We start from the raw sequence: 19,139 nt of genomic DNA on the forward strand, positions 1-19,139 counted from the left end.
TCAGGACTTCCTGGCTTTGCGATTGGCGTAACGCAGGTCGCGTTCGGCCTTTCGGGCGGCTTCATCGGCAATCACACGAGCGATCCGGTCTTTGTCAGCCGCTTCGCGCGCGTCGGCATCGGCGCGTGCTGCGGCCTCGGCGGCAGCCTGACGTTCGGCTTCGGCGGCCTGAGCCCGCTCCAGTTCCTCGAGCTTGACGCGTTCCCGCTGAGCGCGACGTTCTTCCCTGGCCGCGGCAATAGCTTGACGCTCCGCCTGCTTTGCCAGCCTCGTGGGTTCGGCTGAATCCTTGGCGCTACGATACGCATTGAGGAGAGCCGCCTTGGCTTCGGCAGCGGCGCTGCGGCGATCGGAAAGCTCGTTGTTTTTGGCGTTTTTCAAATCTGTTTCCTGACTGTTTGACTTCGACCCGAGAGCATGATGTCGAAAAGCGTGCGCGGTTTTCGGACCACATCATGCTCTACTCTTTAATTAGAACAGATTGAGTGTCTAGGCCGATCCGGCCTAAAATCATCCTGTTCCAGGGCGCCGCGCGCCATCAGACGCGCGAAGGGCGCTGCAATACTTTGAACTGCCGCATGGTTTATCCTGAAATCGAATCCGATTTAAGGAATTATGCAGTAGTGTCAGATTTTCTTTTTTCGCTTCGCGCCGGGAGCAGCAACCCCTGTCAAGCGATCCTGCAATTCCTTGGCCTCACGCGCTTCGCGTAATCGCAAGGTTTTTTCCTCGCGGGCACGTACGGTCGAATCGATCTCTTCGACCGCGCGGCTTCGCGCCAGGAATTGCGATTGCGCGTTTCCGAAGGCAATCTCCGCCTGCTTGCGTGATTTGCTGTGTGACTCTGTCATATTAATCCTGGATTTGTGAGCCCGCTTGGCGAAAGCAGCAAAAAGGCCAGGCAACTTGCCTGACCTTGATAGTATCATACTTTCGACAGTGCCGGTACATCCGCGGTCAAAGGAAAGCAGATTTCAGTTTAAGCAGCTTGGAGATTGCAAGCGGACATTTTGCCCGACTTGTTATCGCGCTCAAGCTCGTAGCCGATCTTCTGGCCTTCGACGATTTCGCGCATGCCGGCGCGCTCGACGGCAGAGATGTGGACGAAGGCGTCAGCGCCGCCGTCATCAGGCTGAATGAAGCCGAAGCCCTTGGTGGAATTGAACCATTTAACTGTGCCAGTGGTCATAACGAACCCTTTCATAGCAATTGACGACCGCACGTGCGGAAGCACGACGGATGATGATCTCGATTTTGAAGAGGGAAGTTCGTCCAGGGCACGTTGCCAGCGCGCGATAACAAAAGTCAAACAAGCAATATCGACAACCGAGATATAGTCATTCAATCCAAATTTGTCAACTTTTAGTTTTTCACGGTCATACACTCAATATAAGGTTGCATCTTGGTCACCTTGCATGCCGCCGCTAAAACGTGCGGCTTCATCAACAGCGCAAGAAGCCGATCGCCGTCTCCCGACCTCAAAAGCAGGCATTACGAGCGCGGCCGCGTCTTCTGCGGATCGTAATGCGAAAGGGGCACGATCGTCGCCGGAAGGCGCTTCTGATGGCCGTCGAGCTTACCGATTTCGACCTCGGTGCCGGGGCTCGCATGCATCACGTCGATGCGGGCGAGCGCGATCATCTTGCCGAGGACCGGCGAGCGCGTGGCGCTGGTGATAACGCCCACCTGGGCGCGGCCGATATGGATGCAATCGCCATGGCCGACCGCTTCGTTCGCCTTGATGTCCAGCCCGACGAGCAGATGGCGCGGATGCTCCTTGCGTCGGATCAGCGCCTCGCGGCCGATGAAATCGTCCTGCTTGGATTTCAGCGGCACAGTGAAGCCGATCCCGGCCTCGAACGGGTCGGTCTGATCGGTGAATTCATGGTGAGCGAAGATCAGGCCCGCCTCGATGCGAACCATATCGAGCGCCTCCAGCCCCATCGGCTTCAACCCGTGCGGCTGCCCCGCCTCCCAGACCGCGTCGAACACCGTCAGCGCATCCTTCGGATGACAGAAGATCTCGTAGCCGAGTTCGCCGGTGTAACCCGTGCGCGAGACGACGATCGGGGCACCCTCGAAGCCGCCGATGCGGCCGACGGTGAAGCGGAACCATTCGAGTTCGCTAATCGTCGGCTGGCGCGGCGCCGTCCAGATGATCTCCTTCAGGATATCGCGGCTCTTCGGCCCCTGCAGGGCGATATTGTGCATCTGATCGGTCGAGGAGCGGACCCAGGCCTTGAAGCCCTTTTTCTCGGCCTGCTGGCGCAGCCATATGCCGCTGAAATCATCGCCGCCGATCCAGCGGAAGTTCTTGTCGCCGAGCCGGAACAGAGTGCCGTCATCGATCATGCCGCCGTTTTCGTAGCACATGGCGGAATAGACGACCTGGCCGGTCGACAGCTTGCGCACGTCGCGCGTCAGGCAATATTGCAGCAGCTCTTCGGCATCCGGCCCCGTCACCTCGAATTTCCGCAAGGGCGAGAGGTCGATGACGGCGGCGCGCTCGCGGCAGGCCCAGTATTCCTCGACCGGCCCTTCGCTGGAAAAGCGGTTCGGCAGCCAATAGCCGCGATATTCGGTGTAGTCCCGCGTCAAGGCGGAGAGGCGGGGATGGAAGGCGGTTTCGCGCGTCAGTTCGGCGTCTGCATCTGGGGTCATGCGATAGGCTACCGCTCGTGAGAATTTCTCTTTTCCGGAAAAGGTGCGGACGTGGATATCCGTCGGATCCCAGCCGTTCGCAGCGTCGATATCGTCAGGGCAGGACGAAGAGACACAGACGAGATCGGTCAGCGCCCGCATCAGCACGTAATCGCCCGGACGCGACCAGGGCTCGTCGAGATAGAGCTGGTTGTTGTGGTCGATATTGGTGTTGTAGAAATAGTTCAGCGCTTCCCAGCCCTTGCGGCCGGCAATGCCGTAAGGCGCCAGCGCCGCGTTGAAATTATCCGTGCAGTTGACGTGGCCGGGATAACCCATGTCGTCGTAATAGCGCGAATTGCAGGCGGTCGCGAAAGCGTCGTGACGTCCGACCGTATCCTGGACGATTTCGACCAGCGGCTCGAAGTCTCGGTCGAAGGCCTTGGAGGGGAGACCCGGCATCGGATAGCTGCGGCCGAGCAGCGTGCGGGTGACGGTGGAATCGAGCGCCAGGTCGAGACCCTTGTCGACCTTGCGGGCGGCAAACGCCTGGAAATCTGTGCATTGGCGTCCATAAACATCGATGATCTGGATGAATTCGCCGGCACGCACGAAATAGGCTGCGGCGGTCGCCGCCCGGATGCGGATATCCTCGACCGGATCGGCGGCCGGTTCCGGCAAAGCGGAAGCGTAATCGCGGATCAGCAGGCTGCGCTTGATCCTGATCTCGATCGGCGTCGCCGTATCCTGCGCCTCCGGCGACATGGCGCTGGCAGGTGCTGCGACGATCAGCAGGCCCTTCATGGAAATCGTGAAATCCGCCCGGCTGCCCGGCGTCGATCCCGCCCCGAAAATGCAGAGCGCGCCGGCCGCCGCCAGATCGGCGCCGCGCCGCTGAAGTGCCGCACGCGTGCGGGCAGCACTCTCATCCTCGGCTTGAAGAATGTCCTTCAAGCCCTCGGCTGAATTGCTGAATGCCGTTCCGAGACCGGCTGCCAGGAAGCGCCCTTTCTCGTCGAGGAAGGAGATCTCGCAGAGCTGACCGCCCTCGCTGTCGATGACGCTGACGCGGTCTCCCGGTTCGACGCGCATAACGACCGATCCGCCGCCCTTTGCCTTGTAGCGCTCCATTCCCTCCGGCAGGGTGGGAATGCCGGGATAATGCACGAGGCTCGGAGCGGCCGGCCGCAGGCCTGTCATAGCAGGATGAAGTTCTCGCATACTGCCCTCATGGGAGGATCGGGCGTCCACGGACAACCCACCCATGCAGGTTACAAAATGCCCCGGGAAAGTAAAGTGATGTTGACTAAAAAGAAAATATCTTCACTATGCATAAAGAATTGAGACTCGGGAATCCGTCGGGAACACGGATCGCCAAAATCATCCGGGCCGGCTTGAGACTGTCAGGGAGACGCGTTCAGGGAGACGTACAAAGATACGTCCGGAACAAATAGAATGGGGAATTTCACCGATGACAGACGTTGTGGAGGCCGGGATTGCATCCGGCACCGAAGGTAAGCTTGTACGCGCGCTCGACTGGAAGGGCGCATTCTGGGTGGCTGCGGGCGTGCCGCCGCTCGTTCTTTTCTCCATTGGCGGCATCGCAGGCACGACGGGCAAGCTCGCCTTCGTCGTCTGGATCATCTCGATGGTGATGGGTTTCCTGCAATCCTTCACCTATGCCGAGATCGCCGGCATGTTCGCCAACAAATCCGGCGGCGCTTCCGTCTATGGCGCTACCGCCTGGCTGCGTTACTCGAAATTCATCGCGCCGCTCTCCGTCTGGTGCAACTGGTTTGCCTGGTCGCCGGTGCTGTCGCTCGGCTGCGCTATCGCCGCCGGCTACATCCTCAACGCATTCTACCCGATTCCGGCAGCGGATTCGCAAATGGTCCTCGACTGGATCTCAGCGCATGCCGCTTCCGTCACGGCCGACAGCCCCCGCGTCGCCGAATATATCGCAGCCCATGCCGGCACGACGCCGGATGACGCCGTCAAGGCATTGCTCGGCACCGACGGTGTCGCGGCGCTCACGCCGGCGATCCGCAGCTGGTCGCTCTTCAGCTTCAGTATTCCCTTCCTTGCCACCGCCAATATCAATGCCACCTTCTTCATCGGCGGCATGCTGATGCTGATCATCTTCGCCATCCAGCATCGTGGCATTTCGGAAACGGCAAGCGTGCAGAAGTGGCTGGCCATCATCGTGCTGGTGCCGCTGCTCATCATCGGCCTCTACCCGATCGTCAGCGGCCAGATCCTTGCCACCAACGTCACCGGCCTCGTGCCGCCGACGGCCGCCTATGCCGCTTCCGACGGAACCTGGAGCAATGGCGGCTGGACGCTCTTCCTCGGCGGCCTTTATATCGCCGCCTGGTCGACCTACGGCTTTGAAACAGCAGTCTGCTACACCCGCGAACTGAAGAACCCGAAGACCGACACCTTCAAGGCGATCTTCTATTCCGGCCTTGCCTGCTGCCTGTTCTTCTTCCTCGTGCCCTTCGCCTTCCAGGGCGTTCTCGGCCATGCAGGCATGCTGGCCCCCGGCATCGTCGACGGCACCGGTGTCGCCGAAGCGCTCGGCGGCCTGATCGGCGCCGGCCGGATCGTCACCCAGCTGCTCGTCGTACTGATGATCATGGCGCTTTTCCTCGCCATCATGACGGCGATGGCCGGTTCGTCACGTACGCTTTACCAGGGCTCGAAGGATGGCTGGCTGCCGAAATATCTCGACCACGTCAACGAGCACGGGGCGCCGACGCGGGCGATGTGGACCGATTTCGCCTTCAACCTCTTCCTGCTGGCGATTGCCTCGGATGTCGGCGGCTACTTCTTCGTGCTCGCCGTCTCGAATGTCGGCTACATCATCTTCAACTTCCTGAACCTCAATTCCGGCTGGATCCACCGGATGGATTCCGGCCATATCGAACGCCCCTGGAAGGCGCCGACCTGGCTGATCGGCCTCAACACCGTGCTGGCCTTCGTCAACGCTCTGTTTTTGGGCGCAGGTGCCAAGGTCTGGGGTTATTCCAATGCGCTCTGGGTCGGTTTCATCTTCGCCGCCCTGATCCTACCGGTCTTCGCCTATCGTCACTATGTGCGCGACGGCGGCAAGTTCCCGGCCGGCGCGATGGAGGATCTCGGCCTCGTCGGCCAGGATCTCGGCGTCAGGAAAGCCGGCATCCTGCCCTATCTCGCACTCGCAGGCGGCCTGGCGATCGTCCTGATCGCCAACGTCGTCTTCCAGCTTCCGGCCTAAAATCGCCTCCCAAGCAGACAGGCCGCCAAGCCGCCATGGAAACATGGCGGCTTTTTCATTGGTGGTTGCAGACCGGGCGAGACGAATCATCCGGTTGCCGAAGGAAGGCTCAGCGGCCGCCCTCAATCTTGCGATGGCGCTGGTTGATGCCGCCCTTGCCGTAGGGATAGTCGAACGGCTGAGGAGCGCTCACCTCGTTCAATCTCGCCATCTCGTCGTCGGAGAGTTTGAGCTTCATGGCGCCGAGATTGTCGGCGAGCTGTTCCGGCGTGCGGGCGCCGAGGATGACGGAGGTGATTGCCGGCTGCGCCGCCGTCCAGGCGAGCGCCACCTGCGCCATGCTGACGCCATGCGCCTTGGCGATCTCCTCGACGACAGCGATGATCTCCCAGGTTCGCTCCAGCGCATTGCGCGGCGCATAGGATTCGCCGCCGCGATTGGGGTTTTCGCCGAGGCGGGTGGCTCCGGTCGGCATCTCGTCGCGCTTGTACTTGCCGGTCAGCCAGCCGCCGCCGAGCGGCGACCACGGCAGCAGGCCCATGCCGGCATCCTGGCAGGCAGCGACGATCTCGAGCTCAATGTCGCGCACCAGCAGGTTATATTGCGGCTGCAGCGTCACCGGGCGGGTGTAACCGCGCGCCTTGGCAATCTCCGAGGCCTTGGCGATGTGCCAGCCGACATAATTGGAGAAGCCGTAATAGCCGATCTTGCCGGAGGAAACCGCATCGTCGAGGAAACGCAGCGTTTCCTCGATCGGCGTCAGCGCGTCCCAGGCATGCATCTGGTAGAGGTCGATCTGCTCGAGGCCGAGACGGCGGAGCGAATCGTCGAGGGCCTGGCTAAGATGCCGGCGCGACAGGCCGATATCGTTGGGGCCGTTGCCCATCGGGAACCGCCCCTTGGTGGCGACGATCGCCTGGCGGGCTTCGGTCGGGCGCGCCTTCAGCCAGCGTCCGATGATCTCTTCCGATTTGCCGGCGCTGTAGACATCGGCGGTATCGATGAAATTGCCGCCCCAGGCGAAATAATCGTCGAGCAGCTTGTGCGAGGCGGCCTCATCGGCCTCCGCGCCAAAGGTCATGGTGCCTAGGCAATAGGCGGTGACGACGGTCCCGCTCGGACCGAGCTTGCGATAATCCATTTCTTCCTCCTCATGCGGATGCCCGCAGCCGACGTGCAAACGTCGGGGTAGAAGCCGGGGCTCCTGCAATCAATGACAATGACAATAATGTGCTTGAGGCGGCCGCTTGCCGCCGGATGACGTATAGCGCCCTGGGCTGGAAGCACAGGGGCGAGCGGAAGCATAACCAATCCCGCCCGCGCGACCAAGTGAGAAAAAAATATTCCTGCCTGCTGCGGCAGCCGGCGAAGGCACGGATTTCAAGAAAACGAGCCGGCGATTCGATCGGCTGCGGCGACGCCGGTCTCGTAGGCGCCGTGCGCCGTCGAATAACGCGACGTCGAACAGGCCTCGCCGGCAAAGAAGATCCGCCCGTCATGCGACGCGGCGAGACGGCCGCGTTGATCGGAGGCGCCGGGCTCGGCGTAGGAATAGGAGCCACCGATATGAGGCGCTGCGGCCCAGGCCGACATTGCCGCTACCGACAGCTCCTTGCGGATGTCAGCACCAAAATATGCCGCCAGTTCGTCTCCAGCGAAGGAAAAGGCAGCCTCTCTGCCTTGCCCCTCCAGATCATGCGCGAGGTCGCCGGCGAAATAGGCCTCGACGACGGGCGCGCCGAACGGCCGAAGCTGATAGGTACCGGTCGCGCCGCGACTGTTGGAGCCGAGCATATGCGTGTCCGCCGGCAGCGCCTCCTGATTCGCGAGCCTCAAGAAGAGCTTGTCGGCGACCCCGAGCGGCAAACGGGCCGCCGCTTCGATCTTCTCTGGCAAAGGTGGGTCGAAGTCGATCTTGCCGGCGGCAAGCACATTCGTCGAAACCGTCACCAGCACCGCACGGGCACTGAGCACGCCCTGGTTCGTCTTGATGCCGATACGACCGGCATGACGATGGTCGATGCGGGTTACCTCGGTGCCGAGCCTTGCCCGAACCGGCTTGCCGTAAAGCGAGACCAGTGTTCCATAGCCCTCGCGCACCCGCCAGTCAGGGCCAGGGCCGGGATCGTATCTGTTGTAATCGACGACCGACGACCGCTCCAGTTCGGCGCCGGTGATATAGGTGCCGACCGCCCGGATCTGGCCGTTCCAGGGATTGCCCGGCTCGAGCATATCGGCCATGGCTGCGTCATTCCCCGCGTGGCTCTCGAGGCGCTCGAAGTAGGCGCCGATCGCCTGCCTTGCGGCACGCGCCTCCGCGCCATCCCGCGGAAGCTGCCGTCCGCCATCATTCCAGGGTGCCGGCGTGCGGTCGACCGTCAGTCCGACCTCGCCGGCGATCGCAGTCCAGGCATTGGTCCGCGCGCCATGCAGCCAGCCGCAGCCGAGATCGAGCCCGATATCGGCTGCTTCAGGCAGGCTGACCGTCCAGGCGCGACCCCCGAGACGATCGCCGGCTTCAAGGAGGAGGATGGAAAGATCCGGGCGGATTGCCCGCAGGCGACGGGCGGCGGCAATGCCGGCGGCACCGGCGCCGATGATGACGACATCCTCGTCGGCACCTTTGCTGTTGTCACCTGGCATGCATTCTCCTTGGCCGCTCGCCGCCAATTCGCCTACCCGAGGGGGAGCCCGGGATCAAACAGCTATGCTCCGTGTTCATGAAACGCAAGGCGCGGCAGACCTGCCGTTCCCGCGCAATGATGTTTGATTGGAGGACGCGCCCACAGTCCTCATGCAAGTTCTGAGCAGCGGCACCGCGACGGTGACATGACAGACTGTTGCAATGTTGATCCGGTTCATAGTTCGGAACAAACAGCCACTGTGAGGGTCAATGGGCGTTTCGATCGACCACCGAGTAAGCGCCGCGCGTCACTCCGCTGCGAGACGGCGATCTTTTGCTCGACGCGCGTCAGGCACCGCAGACTTGCTCGATGGTGATATGGTTTCCACCTATGGACCGACGATCCCCGATAGACGCCCCCGATAGGAATGTGAGATGCGCATATTACTGATCGAGGATGAACCTCAAATGGCCGTGGCGCTCCGGGGCGCCCTGACCAGGCACGACATGGTGATGGATCACGTTTCGACCCTGTGCGACGCCGAGCTGGTGATCGGCGACGGCGCCTACGACGCCGTCCTTCTGGATCGGCAACTGCCTGACGGCGATGGCCTCGAGCTTATTCCGAAGATCCGCAAGAAGGGGCTGACACTGCCGATCATCGTCATCACCGCCAAGGGAGAGGTTCCAGACAGGATCACCGGGCTTGAGACCGGCGCCGACGATTACCTTGCTAAGCCATTCGTCTTCGACGAACTTCTGGCGCGGCTGCGTGCCGTGATGCGCCGCTCCGAAACCTTGCGCCCGGCGCTGATCTCGATCGGCCGTCTTTCGTTCGATCCGACCTATTGCGACGTCATCGTCTCAGGACTGCGTCTGGAAATGCCGCGCCGGGAGGCGCTGGTGCTCGAATGCCTCATGCGTCGTGCCGGTCGCATGGTGCCGCGACCGGCCTTGATGGAAGCAGTCTTCGGCTTCGACGACGAGATACAGTCGAACGCGCTCGATTCCCACATATCGCGGTTGCGGCGCAAGCTGGCGGCATCGCAAGCAGGCGTGGTCATCAACGTTATCCGGGGCGTGGGTTATCTCCTGCGGGAAGCATCATGAGCAAACGATGCTCCTATTCGCTGCGCAAGCGCCTGTTCTGGCGCCTTCTTGCCGTGCAATCGGTCGTGCTCATCCTGGTGATGATCGTGCTGATTTCGGTTGGCAAGATATCCGAATATAGGTCGACGGAGGGCACGATCGAGATCCTGCGCCAGGCCGTCTTCCGCCAGCCCACCGGAGAGTTGAGCCTGAGGGAGACCGAGGATCTGCGGCAGCTGCGCAAGGACGCGCCCGATCTCTGGTACACTGTCCGTGACATGCAGGGACATGTTTTGACCGAGGGCCGGATTCCGGAAGAATATGCCACGATCGGCAACGCGCTCGATCATCTCGACGAGGCCGAGTTCGGCGCGAATCTCGGCGACCACGACCGTCCGGCTGCCCGGATGAAATGGATCGCGACGGAGTGGGGACAGGTTCAGTTTCTGACGGGCACCGACGGCCCCATCTCGTCCACCTTCATCCTGCTCAAGCTTTCGCTGATCCTTGCGAAGATTGTTATTCCGATCGTCGCGGTGATGGCGTTGGGTGCGTTGATCGCGACGCCGCTCGTCGTGCGACGATCGCTGGTCGGGATCGACCAGGCCGCGCTCCAGGCCGATACCATCGATATCGATCAGCGTGGGGGCCGGCTGTCGGAACACGACATTCCCGAAGAGATCGCGCCGCTGGTGCACGCCGTCAACCGCGCGCTCGGACGTCTCGACGAGGGTTACGAGCGGCAGGAACGGTTTCTGACCGATGCCGCCCATGAGCTGCGCACGCCGATCGCCATTCTGAATACGAGAATTGGAGCCCTGCCGCACAGTTCGATCAAGACCGACCTCCTGGAAGATGCAGCCAGGCTCGCCGTACTCACCGAGCAGATGCTCGATCTTCAGCGGCTGAAACAGGGCAAGATCCAGTTCACCAAGGTCGATCTCGGCCAGCTGGCGAGGAAGGTCATCATCGAGATGGCGCCGCTGGCCTTTGCCGCCGGCTATACGGTGCAGTTCGATGTCGACAGTGCCGGAAAGATCGAGGGCGATCCTCTGGCGCTGCAGCGCGCCCTGATGAACATCCTCCAGAACGCGATCAACCATGGCGGCAGAAAAGGCACCATCTCGCTGACATCAGGCAGCAACTGGATCGAGGTCAGGGACGAGGGACCAGGCATCCCCGCCGATATGCGCGACCGGATATTCGAGCCGTTCTTCAAGCGCCATCACGACGGACGCGGTGCCGGCCTCGGCCTCAATCTAGTTCGCGACATCCTGCGCATGCACGGCGGTGAGGTGACGATCGACAACCACAATCCCGGGACAGTCTGCCGGCTGAGCTTCCCGACGGACAAAACGGCACATGTTGATACTCCACCACATCTGGCGACTGCATAATTCAAGGTGCTACGGCGTTCCTTGCGCCTCGCGAAAAGAGGCACGGCGTTGTCATGCGATGGATTAAATCGCGTCTCCGTGACATATAGATTCGATGAGCGTGCACAGAGATTCGCAACTCGACATGTTTGCCAAGGCATCGCCCGCGACGGCCAAGGCACGCGGTCCATCGCACCGGCGGCCATCGCAGCCGGTCGTCCATTCCGATGAAGACATGGTGCGGGCGCTCGAAGAGAGCGGCAACTATCGCATCTTGAGAAAACTGGTCGCCCGGCCGATTGCGTCAGTCAGACAGCCGGGGTTTTCGCGCCTCGGTGTCATTCTTGATACAGAGACCACGGGTCTCAACCATCGCAGCGACGAGATCATCGAAATCGGCGCCGTCGCCTTTACCTTCGACGATGACGGTGCGATCGGCGATATCGTCGGCATCTATGGCGGCCTGCAACAGCCGTCCCGGCCGATCCCGCCCGAGATCACCCGGCTGACGGGTATCACCGATGCGATGGTCGAAGGACAGCTCATCGATATCCAATCGCTGAGAACTCTGATCGAGCCGGCGGATCTGATCATTGCCCACAATGCCGGTTTCGACCGGCCGTTCTGCGAGGCCTTCTCGAAGATTTTCACCGGCAAGGCCTGGGCATGCTCGGTTTCGGAGATCGACTGGAGCGGCCGCGGCTTCGAGGGTACGAAGCTCGGCTATCTCGTCGGCCAGGCCGGGTATTTCCACGAAGGCCATCGCGCCGTGGACGACTGCCACGCACTGCTGGAAATCCTCGATCGAGAGCAGCGCGGCGGTGAAAGCCCGTTCACCGAGCTTTACCGCGCCAGCCAGCGTTCGCGCGTCCGTATCTTTGCCGAACACAGCCCGTTCGAGATGAAGGATCATCTGAAGGGGAGGGGTTATCGCTGGTCGGACGGCAGCGACGGCCGCCTGAAGTCCTGGTGGATCGAAGTCGGCGAAGAGGATCTCGACGACGAACTCTCCTATCTGCGCTCGGATATTTACCGATGGGCCGAGGCGGAGCCGCCGATCGTACGGCTGACGGCCTTCGATCGTTTCAAACTCTGACCGCGAAGCGGTTCGGATCCTGAGCTGCAAGATATGGCGACCCATGCAAGTGTCGCATAGGTGCACTGATGCATTGGCGCTGCAATAATCAGCGGTCTCGTATTATATACACCTCATCGAAGCGAACGAAGCGCCAAGGACTGGCAGCTAAGCTTCGAAAGCCCACGAAAGGGGATCATCATGAACGTAGCACGCTCTTTCAATAACTGGCGCAAGTACCGTCAGACGGTCGCTGAACTGGGTCGTATGTCCGCTCGCGAACTAGACGACCTCGGCATCGGCCGCGGCGACATCCGCAACGTCGCCCGCGCAGCCATCGCCCGTTAACGGCAGCTTAGACCAAGCATCTTCAAGACCATGCCAGCGCCTGCTTCCTCCCGAGCGGGCGCTTTGCTTTTGTGCTTCCAGCGAATGGACCAGGGTAATCGAGCGTCCCGCTTTTCGCATAACGCATAGCTGCCCTGCAAAGAAATGCCTATCAACTGAGCAAGAAATAAGTATGATTATTTCTATCGAAGCGATGCACCTCCTCCCGCGTCCCTTCGATGTACAGGCGCCCCATCCTCCTCCCAGGGTCGTCTGTGGAATGACAGCACTCCTCCTCCCAGCTGTCGTTCGGTTTTTTACGAAAGCCTGCCGCACCTCCTCCCGCGGCAGGCTTTTTCGTTTTGGCCGATAGCACTGCCGGATCGCGCCAAGAACGACGGCTTGCGATCCATTGCTTGGATGATGGCGTCATCATCTCCGGAAATTCTCCTGTCTATCCCAAATTCGCTTCGCGCTCTTGCGGGCCTTACGTCTCCTCGAACGCGCACCGACAAACATGTTGACACCAAACTTGTCGTACAACTATGTAACCGGATGGATACCGCCGCAGCGGGACAGGCCGGACAAGACCGGCTTCCGCAATAGCGACGCCCCCGTAGCGACAATGAAGCGGAAGGAAAATTGACATGCAGATCGACGTGAGGCACGCCTCCCATCCAGAGGCCGTGCGCAATTTCGACACGGAGACGCTGCGGCGTCACTTTCTGGTGGAAACCGTCTTCGCGAGCGGCGAGATCCGGCTCACCTATTCGCATTACGACCGGATGGTCATCGGCGGCGCGACGCCGCTCGGCCCCGGGCTGACGCTGACGGCGCCGACGGCGATCGGACAGGAAACCTTCCTTGCCGAGCGCGAACTCGGCGCGCTCAACATCGGCGGTGCCGGCCGCATCATCGTCGACGGCACGAACTACGATCTTGCCAAATATGATTGCCTCTATGTCGGCAAGGGCGCCAGGGACATCAGCTTCGAGAGCGCGGATGCCGCCAATCCGGCAAAGTTCTATCTGGTCTCGACGCCAGCGCATCAGGCGCACCCGACCGTATTGCTCACCCGCGAAAAGGCCCGTCACCTGACGCCGGGCGAAGCCGCGACGGCCAACAAGCGGTCGATCTACCAGTTCATCCATCCGGACGTCTGCCAGTCCTGCCAACTCACCCTGGGCTTCACCATGATCGAGCCGGGCAGCGTCTGGAACACAATGCCGGCACATACGCATGACCGCCGCATGGAAGCCTATCTCTATTTCGATCTCGAAGCGGAGCAGCGTGTGTTCCATTTCATGGGCGAGCCGCAGCAGACCCGGCATATGCTTGTCGCCAACGAACAGGCGGTCATCTCGCCGCCCTGGTCGATCCATTCGGGCGCCGGCACCAAGAATTACAGCTTCATCTGGGCGATGGCCGGCGACAATAAGAGCTTCACCGACATGGACCATATCGCCATTGCGGATCTGAGGTGAGCATCGTGGCAAATCCCTTCGACCTTTCCGGCCGGGTTGCCGTCGTCACCGGCGCCAATACGGGTCTCGGCCAGGCCATCGCGGCAGCGTTGGCGCAGGCCGGCGCGTCGATCGTCGCCGTCGGACGCTCCTCGATGGACGAAACCGAGGCGCTGGTGCAGGAAGCGGGAAGCCGCTTCCATGTCGTCAAGGCCGATCTCGCCAGCATCGAACCAGTCAAGGGGATCGTTACCGAGGCCATCCAGACCTTCGGCGGCCTCGACATCCTCGTCAACAATGCCGGCATCATCCGCCGCGCCGATGCACTCGACTTCACCGAGGAAGACTGGGACGCGGTGATCGACGTCAATCTGAAGACTGCCTTCTTCCTGTCTCAGGCGGCCGGCCGCCATATGGTCGACAAGGGCAGGGGCAAGATCATCAACATCGCCTCGCTGCTCTCCTTCCAGGGCGGCATCCGGATCCCGTCTTATACCGCCTCGAAAAGCGGCCTCGCCGGACTGACCAAGCTGCTTGCCTGCGAATGGGCCGGCAAGGGCGTCAACGTCAACGCCATCGCCCCCGGCTACTTCGTGACCAACAACACCACGGCGCTGCGCGAAGATGCCGACCGCAATGCCGCCATCCTTGCCCGGATCCCGGCCGGGCGCTGGGGAACGCCGTCCGAACTCGGCGGTGCGGCCGTATTCCTGGCATCCTCGGCATCCGACTACGTGCATGGAACGGTGCTGCCCGTCGATGGCGGTTGGCTGGCTCGGTAATCGGTCTCACCTAAAGCGCGGGGAGCTAATCTGAAAGATCGCGACGCGCTTTAGTGCCGCTGCCCACCCCCATCGGCGTGGATGCGGAAACGAACAGGAAACGGGGTCGGCGCAGCCGCCTCGACACCAGGATTTCGAAACAGGATGGCAGATAAGGACAACGCGGTCTTCAATACCATTCAGCAGGCGCCGAACCTGCGCAGCAACCTTGCCGACATGTTGACGGCGCAAATCGAGTCCGGCGACCTGAAGCCGGGCCAGCGCCTGCCGACCGAACAGGCGATCATGACGGCAACCGGCGTCAGCCGGACGATCGTTCGCGAAGCGCTCGCCGCGCTGCGCGCGAAGGGGCTGATCACCACACGTCAAGGCCTTGGGGCTTTTGTCTCGAACGATCCAACGCCCAGATCCTTCTCCATCATTCCCAACGACCTGCAGTCGATCGACGAGGTCCTGCGTGTGCTGGAACTGCGCATGGGGGTCGAATATGAAGCCGCCGGTCTTGCGGCGCTGCGGCGCACACAGGAGGACATCGACCGTATGCAGGATCGTCTCGATGACCTAGACAAGGCGCTCGAAGAAGGCGGGTACGGCGCGCAGGAGGACTACGCCTTCCACCGGTCCATTCTGGTCGCGACGCAAAACTACTATTACGGCCGCCTCTTTGACACGTTCGGCAACATCATGGTGCCGCGGCAATGGGCGCGCTTGGACAAGATGACCTCAGCCGAGCGCAAGCGCCATGCGGCGCGAATGCGCAGGGAACACCACGCCATATTCGCGGCGATCCGCGACCGGGACGAGCCTGCCGCGCGCCGCGCCATCCGAAGCCACTTATCGAAGAGCGCCGCGCGCTTCGAAGAACTGCGCGACGCTACTGCATAGATAGCACCTCGTCCTGAACTGTTACGCCTTGGGTTTCGGCTTCATCAGCCGCCGCCAGGCGGCGTGATCCGTTTGCAGTTCGGCGGAGGCATGGATTGCGGGCAGAAGCGGTTTACGTTTGCGCCGGCCGAAGCGCCGTTTGAAGCCCAGGATATTTTCGACGAAGCTCCTGGTGTAGAGCCCCGGGCCGCTTGAATAGATGCGCCATCCGCCGTCGACGGCAATCTCTCCCGCCTTGACGCGCCCCCATTCGGCCGCTGCCTGATAACGGTCGTGGAAAGCCGCATCGCTGCTGCTGAAATAGGTGTTGCGCTGGCGCAGCGATGCATGCGGCAGCGCCGTGGTGACAGAAATCGGATTGACGACGGCGATCGCCTTCCAGAGTTCGTCCACTTCCGCCTCCAGCGCCAGCGTCTCGCAGTAGCGTAGATGCGCATGCACATACATCAGCCCGATCTCGCGGCCGAAGAAGGAGGAGGATTCGGCCCGACGAAACAGCGTCTCAGGCCCGCCGGCATAGGTCGCGGGCTTCTCCATCAGCCGCACGCCGTCGGGGAAGAGCAGATGCTCCTCGATCAGCTTCATATGATCGCGTCTTTGAACCGGCGTGAAGAGGCCGCCGAGCATCGCCTGCGTCATGGAGATCAGTGAGTAATGCAGGCCGGTGCGCCGATCGCTCGGATGCAGCAGCAATTCGACGCCGTCATGGCTGGGATCGAAGATACCGTAGCCGGCAACGACGCCGCCACGCACGAGATGGCGGTTGAAATCCCGGCGCATCGCCGTTGCGATCTTCCTCAAGCCCTTAGCCTTGTCGCCATGGCCGAGGCGGCGCAGGATCGCCGAATAACGGACGATCTGCTCGTAGAGCAGGGCAACGGTCCAACTGCTGACCATCCAGTCGCGCAGATGCGGATCGGCCGGCTGCAGGGAATCGTTCCAGTCTCCCTCGCCATAGCGGATCAGATGCGTTCCCGGGATGAAAGCCTCTCGAACGGTATCGAGCAGCTTCTCGACATGGATCGCTATGGTGTCCGGCTCCGGCGCCCTGGCCATCGTCTTTTCATCGCGCCAGGAGACTTTCTCGTCGAGGATGGCGAGATCGCCGGTCGCTTCGATATAGTCGCAGAGCGCCTTCAGCGGCCAGACGACGATGTCGCCGTGACTATCGCCCGCCCGGATGTTGGCATAGGGCTCCAGCATGAACCATTGCGACCAATCGCCTTTTTCCAGGTATTGTTCGCTGAAGACGGTCTTCAGCACCTCCTTGGCTTCGCGATCATGCTCGTAGGCGAGCAGGAATTCGATCGGCCCCTGGCATGCGTCGCGTGTGCCCCAGGCAGCACCTGTATATTGCTCGAGGCCGTGCGGTACGCTCAGATGCACGATCGCGTCATGCGCGAGCCAGGGCAGGAGGGTCGTCTGCGCGGCAAGGTCAGGCGAGGTGCTGCCGATCGTCAGGCCGCGCACGGTGTTCCGCCAGAATTTTGATGCCGGTGCAAGCATAGCTTCATCGGTGACGCCGGCCTCATAACGTTGCGCCAGTCGCTCGGCTTCCGCCGCATCGGTCATCGAGCCGACGACGGCGAAAGAGAGCGCCTGCGTCATCAGGGATCGGAGCGCCACGAAGGCGCCGTTGCGTGTTACCCCATCGCTGTAGAGCAGTTCGTCGCCGCCGATTTCCTCGATCGCGTCGGGCGTCGAACTCACCAGCCAATAGCCGGCATCGGGATAACGCTCGCCCCAGAGCCAGGCCGGGTCCGGCCGGAAAAGGATGCGTTTGCCCGACGGATCGAATTCGATCTGCCCGCCGGCGTCATATTCGCGCTCGCCAAGCACGACATGGCCGAACACCAGAAAGCGGCACGGCTTGCCCTCGACGGAAACCGTCCACTGCATCGCCGCATCCTCGCCGGAGGCGATTGCCGACACCATAATCGTGCGTTCCGCGCAACGATAGATCCAGCGGCAATCGCTAAGCCCCATTTCGAAAGCCGACGGCACTGCCAGAAGCTGCCAGCCGGCGCCAATATCCGCCATGATGCGCAGCCCGCTGGCGCGGGTCAGATTGTAGGGGTCGCGGGAGACCGAAAAGAGCTTGTGAAAAGACGTATTGCCGATCGTCAGCTGGGCCGCGAAAATGCCCTGCATCCAGCAGGTCGCGGCAAGCGTCGCATCGTCGAGCAGCATGTTTTCACCGCTTCTGACGATCGCGCCGTGACGGCGCGCCACCATGAGTTCCTTGTCGCGCAAGACCACGTGGCGGTTCAAAACGCCGTCCGACACGAAAAACGAAAGAAGCTTTCCGTCGACGCGCTCTTCCAGGCTCCGCTCCGGATAAAGCTTGCCGATCGCCTTTTTGTCCAGTGCCTCGGCCTTCAGCAGGGCAGCATCCTGGAGCAGGCTGCGGACCGGTGCTCCCTCCTCGATATCGGCGGCCGCACTGTCTGTCGCCGCGAGCTCGTCAAGCCGTGAAAGGTCGGCATCGCTCGACGCCTCAGGATGATCGGCGGCGAACACAGCAAAGAAGGTCGCGGTCGCGCCACTTGCCGACACCGAGAGCGATTTCGACTGAATGGCGGGGCATGCCGTCTCCTGCTGCCGCCGTTTGCTCGGCAGGTTGGTGCCGAAGGGGCCGACCAGTATGTCGTCGAGGCGGTCGCTCGCCTGCACCAGCTGGATCGCATCGGTGGCATAGGCAGCCGCGCCATCGAGGCAGCCCTGCGCGAGCCAGGGGTTGCGGGCGCCCGACTGCTTGAGATTTTGCCGGTTCATCACGACAGGGCCGAAGGTCTCGTGACCGGCGATATGATGGTCGACATATTGAGAGGCATAGGCTTCGCTATTCATCAGGAAGCCGCGATCACCGAGACCGACGTCCTGGATCAGCACCAGATCGACCGGCAGCGTCCCGTCCTTCAGATGCCGGATGGAGACACGCCAGAACCAGGCCGTTTCGGCGGGATGAAGCTCGAGGCGGACATTGTAGCCGATATCGCCCGTTTTGCCGCTCCAGGAGAGGCTCGTCGCATCGTGCCCGAAGCTGCCATTAGCGCGAGGCCCGACAAGCTCCACCACCTCGGGCGCGGCCCCGCCCACGCGCAGATAAAGGCGACCGACGCCGCCGGTAAGCGGCGAGCCCTGGATCTGGTTGATCTGCACTGATCCCTTGTCGTCGGCGTATTCGATGGCAAACAGGGTGCCGTTCGGCAAGGCCGATATCGACAGGCCGGAACCGTTGCTGATCGTGAAGAGGCCAAGCTCATCGCGTCGGGGCATTTGAAAACTGCGGTCAAGGTCCGTGGCCATTGAGATCTCGTCGATTGGCTTCAGAAGGGAACTGGAGGATGACGCAAAATGGTTGAGAGAAATCTTACTACTATCGCCGGTTCTCGATTAGGTCCTTGAAAGACAGGCCAGCCGATATCACTTGATGTTCAATTCGAGAAGTTGCACCGAGAGGTCATTGCCAAGCGTCAAAGGAACTGAGGTCGCCGGTGATGATCATGCCATGAGGTTGCTCAATGGCGCCACACGGCGGGAACGGAGTTCCCTATCGTTTAAGTTCAAGGCAAACTGGGACCGAAAGCGCTGATTCCGTCTGTGCGTGCTTCTTGACGCAA

15 protein-coding genes are annotated in these 19,139 nt (G+C 61.6%); 8 read left to right on the top strand and 7 right to left on the bottom strand.

Translation table 11 applies throughout. The features are described from left to right. From HFO71_RS28195 to HFO71_RS28210, 4 genes are all read right to left on the bottom strand, one after another. Nucleotides 1-381, bottom strand: coding sequence for a DUF6481 family protein (locus HFO71_RS28195; protein WP_017957701.1), 381 nt, complete (start codon nt 379-381; stop codon nt 1-3). Nucleotides 382-626: 245 nt separating this feature from the next. Beyond that, nucleotides 627-851 (bottom strand): hypothetical protein, encoded by a 225-nt coding sequence (locus HFO71_RS28200; RefSeq protein WP_077980044.1) that lies wholly within the window; start codon nt 849-851, stop codon nt 627-629. A 128-nt stretch (nt 852-979) separates the two neighbouring features. After that, nucleotides 980-1,189, bottom strand: a complete 210-nt coding sequence (locus tag HFO71_RS28205; RefSeq protein WP_003548109.1) for a cold-shock protein — start codon at nt 1,187-1,189, stop codon at nt 980-982. Nucleotides 1,190-1,491: 302 nt separating this feature from the next. Next, nucleotides 1,492-3,861 (bottom strand): trimethylamine N-oxide demethylase, encoded by a 2,370-nt coding sequence (locus tag HFO71_RS28210; protein WP_221988716.1) that lies wholly within the window; start codon nt 3,859-3,861, stop codon nt 1,492-1,494. Between the two features lie 250 nt (nt 3,862-4,111). Here HFO71_RS28210 and HFO71_RS28215 point away from each other — a divergent pair, with 250 nt between their 5' ends. Further along, nucleotides 4,112-5,896, top strand: coding sequence for a trimethylamine N-oxide permease (locus tag HFO71_RS28215; RefSeq protein WP_077980046.1), 1,785 nt, complete (start codon nt 4,112-4,114; stop codon nt 5,894-5,896). Between the two features lie 109 nt (nt 5,897-6,005). Here the strand turns inward: HFO71_RS28215 and HFO71_RS28220 are convergent, their stop codons facing one another. Then, nucleotides 6,006-7,037, bottom strand: a complete 1,032-nt coding sequence (locus tag HFO71_RS28220; RefSeq protein ID WP_077980047.1) for an aldo/keto reductase — start codon at nt 7,035-7,037, stop codon at nt 6,006-6,008. 239 nt (nt 7,038-7,276) lie between these two features. Then, nucleotides 7,277-8,539, bottom strand: coding sequence for a flavin monoamine oxidase family protein (locus tag HFO71_RS28225; RefSeq protein WP_221988718.1), 1,263 nt, complete (start codon nt 8,537-8,539; stop codon nt 7,277-7,279). A gap of 415 nt (nt 8,540-8,954) precedes the next feature. Here HFO71_RS28225 and HFO71_RS28230 point away from each other — a divergent pair, with 415 nt between their 5' ends. The 7 genes from HFO71_RS28230 to HFO71_RS28260 all read left to right on the top strand — a co-directional run bounded on the left by HFO71_RS28230 (nt 8,955) and on the right by HFO71_RS28260 (nt 15,516). Then, entirely contained in the window at nt 8,955-9,629 is a 675-nt protein-coding gene (locus HFO71_RS28230; protein WP_077980049.1) for a response regulator transcription factor, read from the top strand. Beyond that, nucleotides 9,626-11,005 (top strand): ATP-binding protein, encoded by a 1,380-nt coding sequence (locus HFO71_RS28235; protein WP_077980050.1) that lies wholly within the window; start codon nt 9,626-9,628, stop codon nt 11,003-11,005. The genes HFO71_RS28230 and HFO71_RS28235 overlap by 4 nt, the downstream gene beginning before the upstream one ends. Before the next feature lie 94 nt (nt 11,006-11,099). Next, entirely contained in the window at nt 11,100-12,080 is a 981-nt protein-coding gene (locus HFO71_RS28240; RefSeq protein WP_131640607.1) for a 3'-5' exonuclease, read from the top strand. Between the two features lie 180 nt (nt 12,081-12,260). Next, nucleotides 12,261-12,407, top strand: a complete 147-nt coding sequence (locus HFO71_RS28245; protein WP_003594835.1) for a DUF1127 domain-containing protein — start codon at nt 12,261-12,263, stop codon at nt 12,405-12,407. A gap of 626 nt (nt 12,408-13,033) precedes the next feature. Then, nucleotides 13,034-13,870: a 5-dehydro-4-deoxy-D-glucuronate isomerase gene (gene kduI / locus HFO71_RS28250; RefSeq protein WP_025397592.1), complete on the top strand. Its 837-nt coding sequence runs from the start codon at nt 13,034-13,036 to the stop codon at nt 13,868-13,870. Then, nucleotides 13,867-14,631, top strand: a complete 765-nt coding sequence (gene kduD, locus HFO71_RS28255; protein WP_269207220.1) for a 2-dehydro-3-deoxy-D-gluconate 5-dehydrogenase KduD — start codon at nt 13,867-13,869, stop codon at nt 14,629-14,631. Before kduI ends, kduD begins: the two co-directional genes overlap by 4 nt. Before the next feature lie 144 nt (nt 14,632-14,775). Continuing rightward, nucleotides 14,776-15,516, top strand: a complete 741-nt coding sequence (locus HFO71_RS28260) for a FadR/GntR family transcriptional regulator (RefSeq protein WP_077980053.1) — start codon at nt 14,776-14,778, stop codon at nt 15,514-15,516. Nucleotides 15,517-15,537: 21 nt separating this feature from the next. Here the strand turns inward: HFO71_RS28260 and HFO71_RS28265 are convergent, their stop codons facing one another. Further along, on the bottom strand, nt 15,538-18,825 hold the full coding sequence (locus tag HFO71_RS28265) for a GH36-type glycosyl hydrolase domain-containing protein (RefSeq protein WP_131640606.1): 3,288 nt from the start codon (nt 18,823-18,825) through the stop codon (nt 15,538-15,540). Between the last annotated feature and the right edge of the window lie 314 nt (nt 18,826-19,139).

Source organism: Rhizobium laguerreae (assembly GCF_019778565.1).
Lineage (GTDB): Bacteria > Pseudomonadota > Alphaproteobacteria > Rhizobiales > Rhizobiaceae > Rhizobium > Rhizobium laguerreae.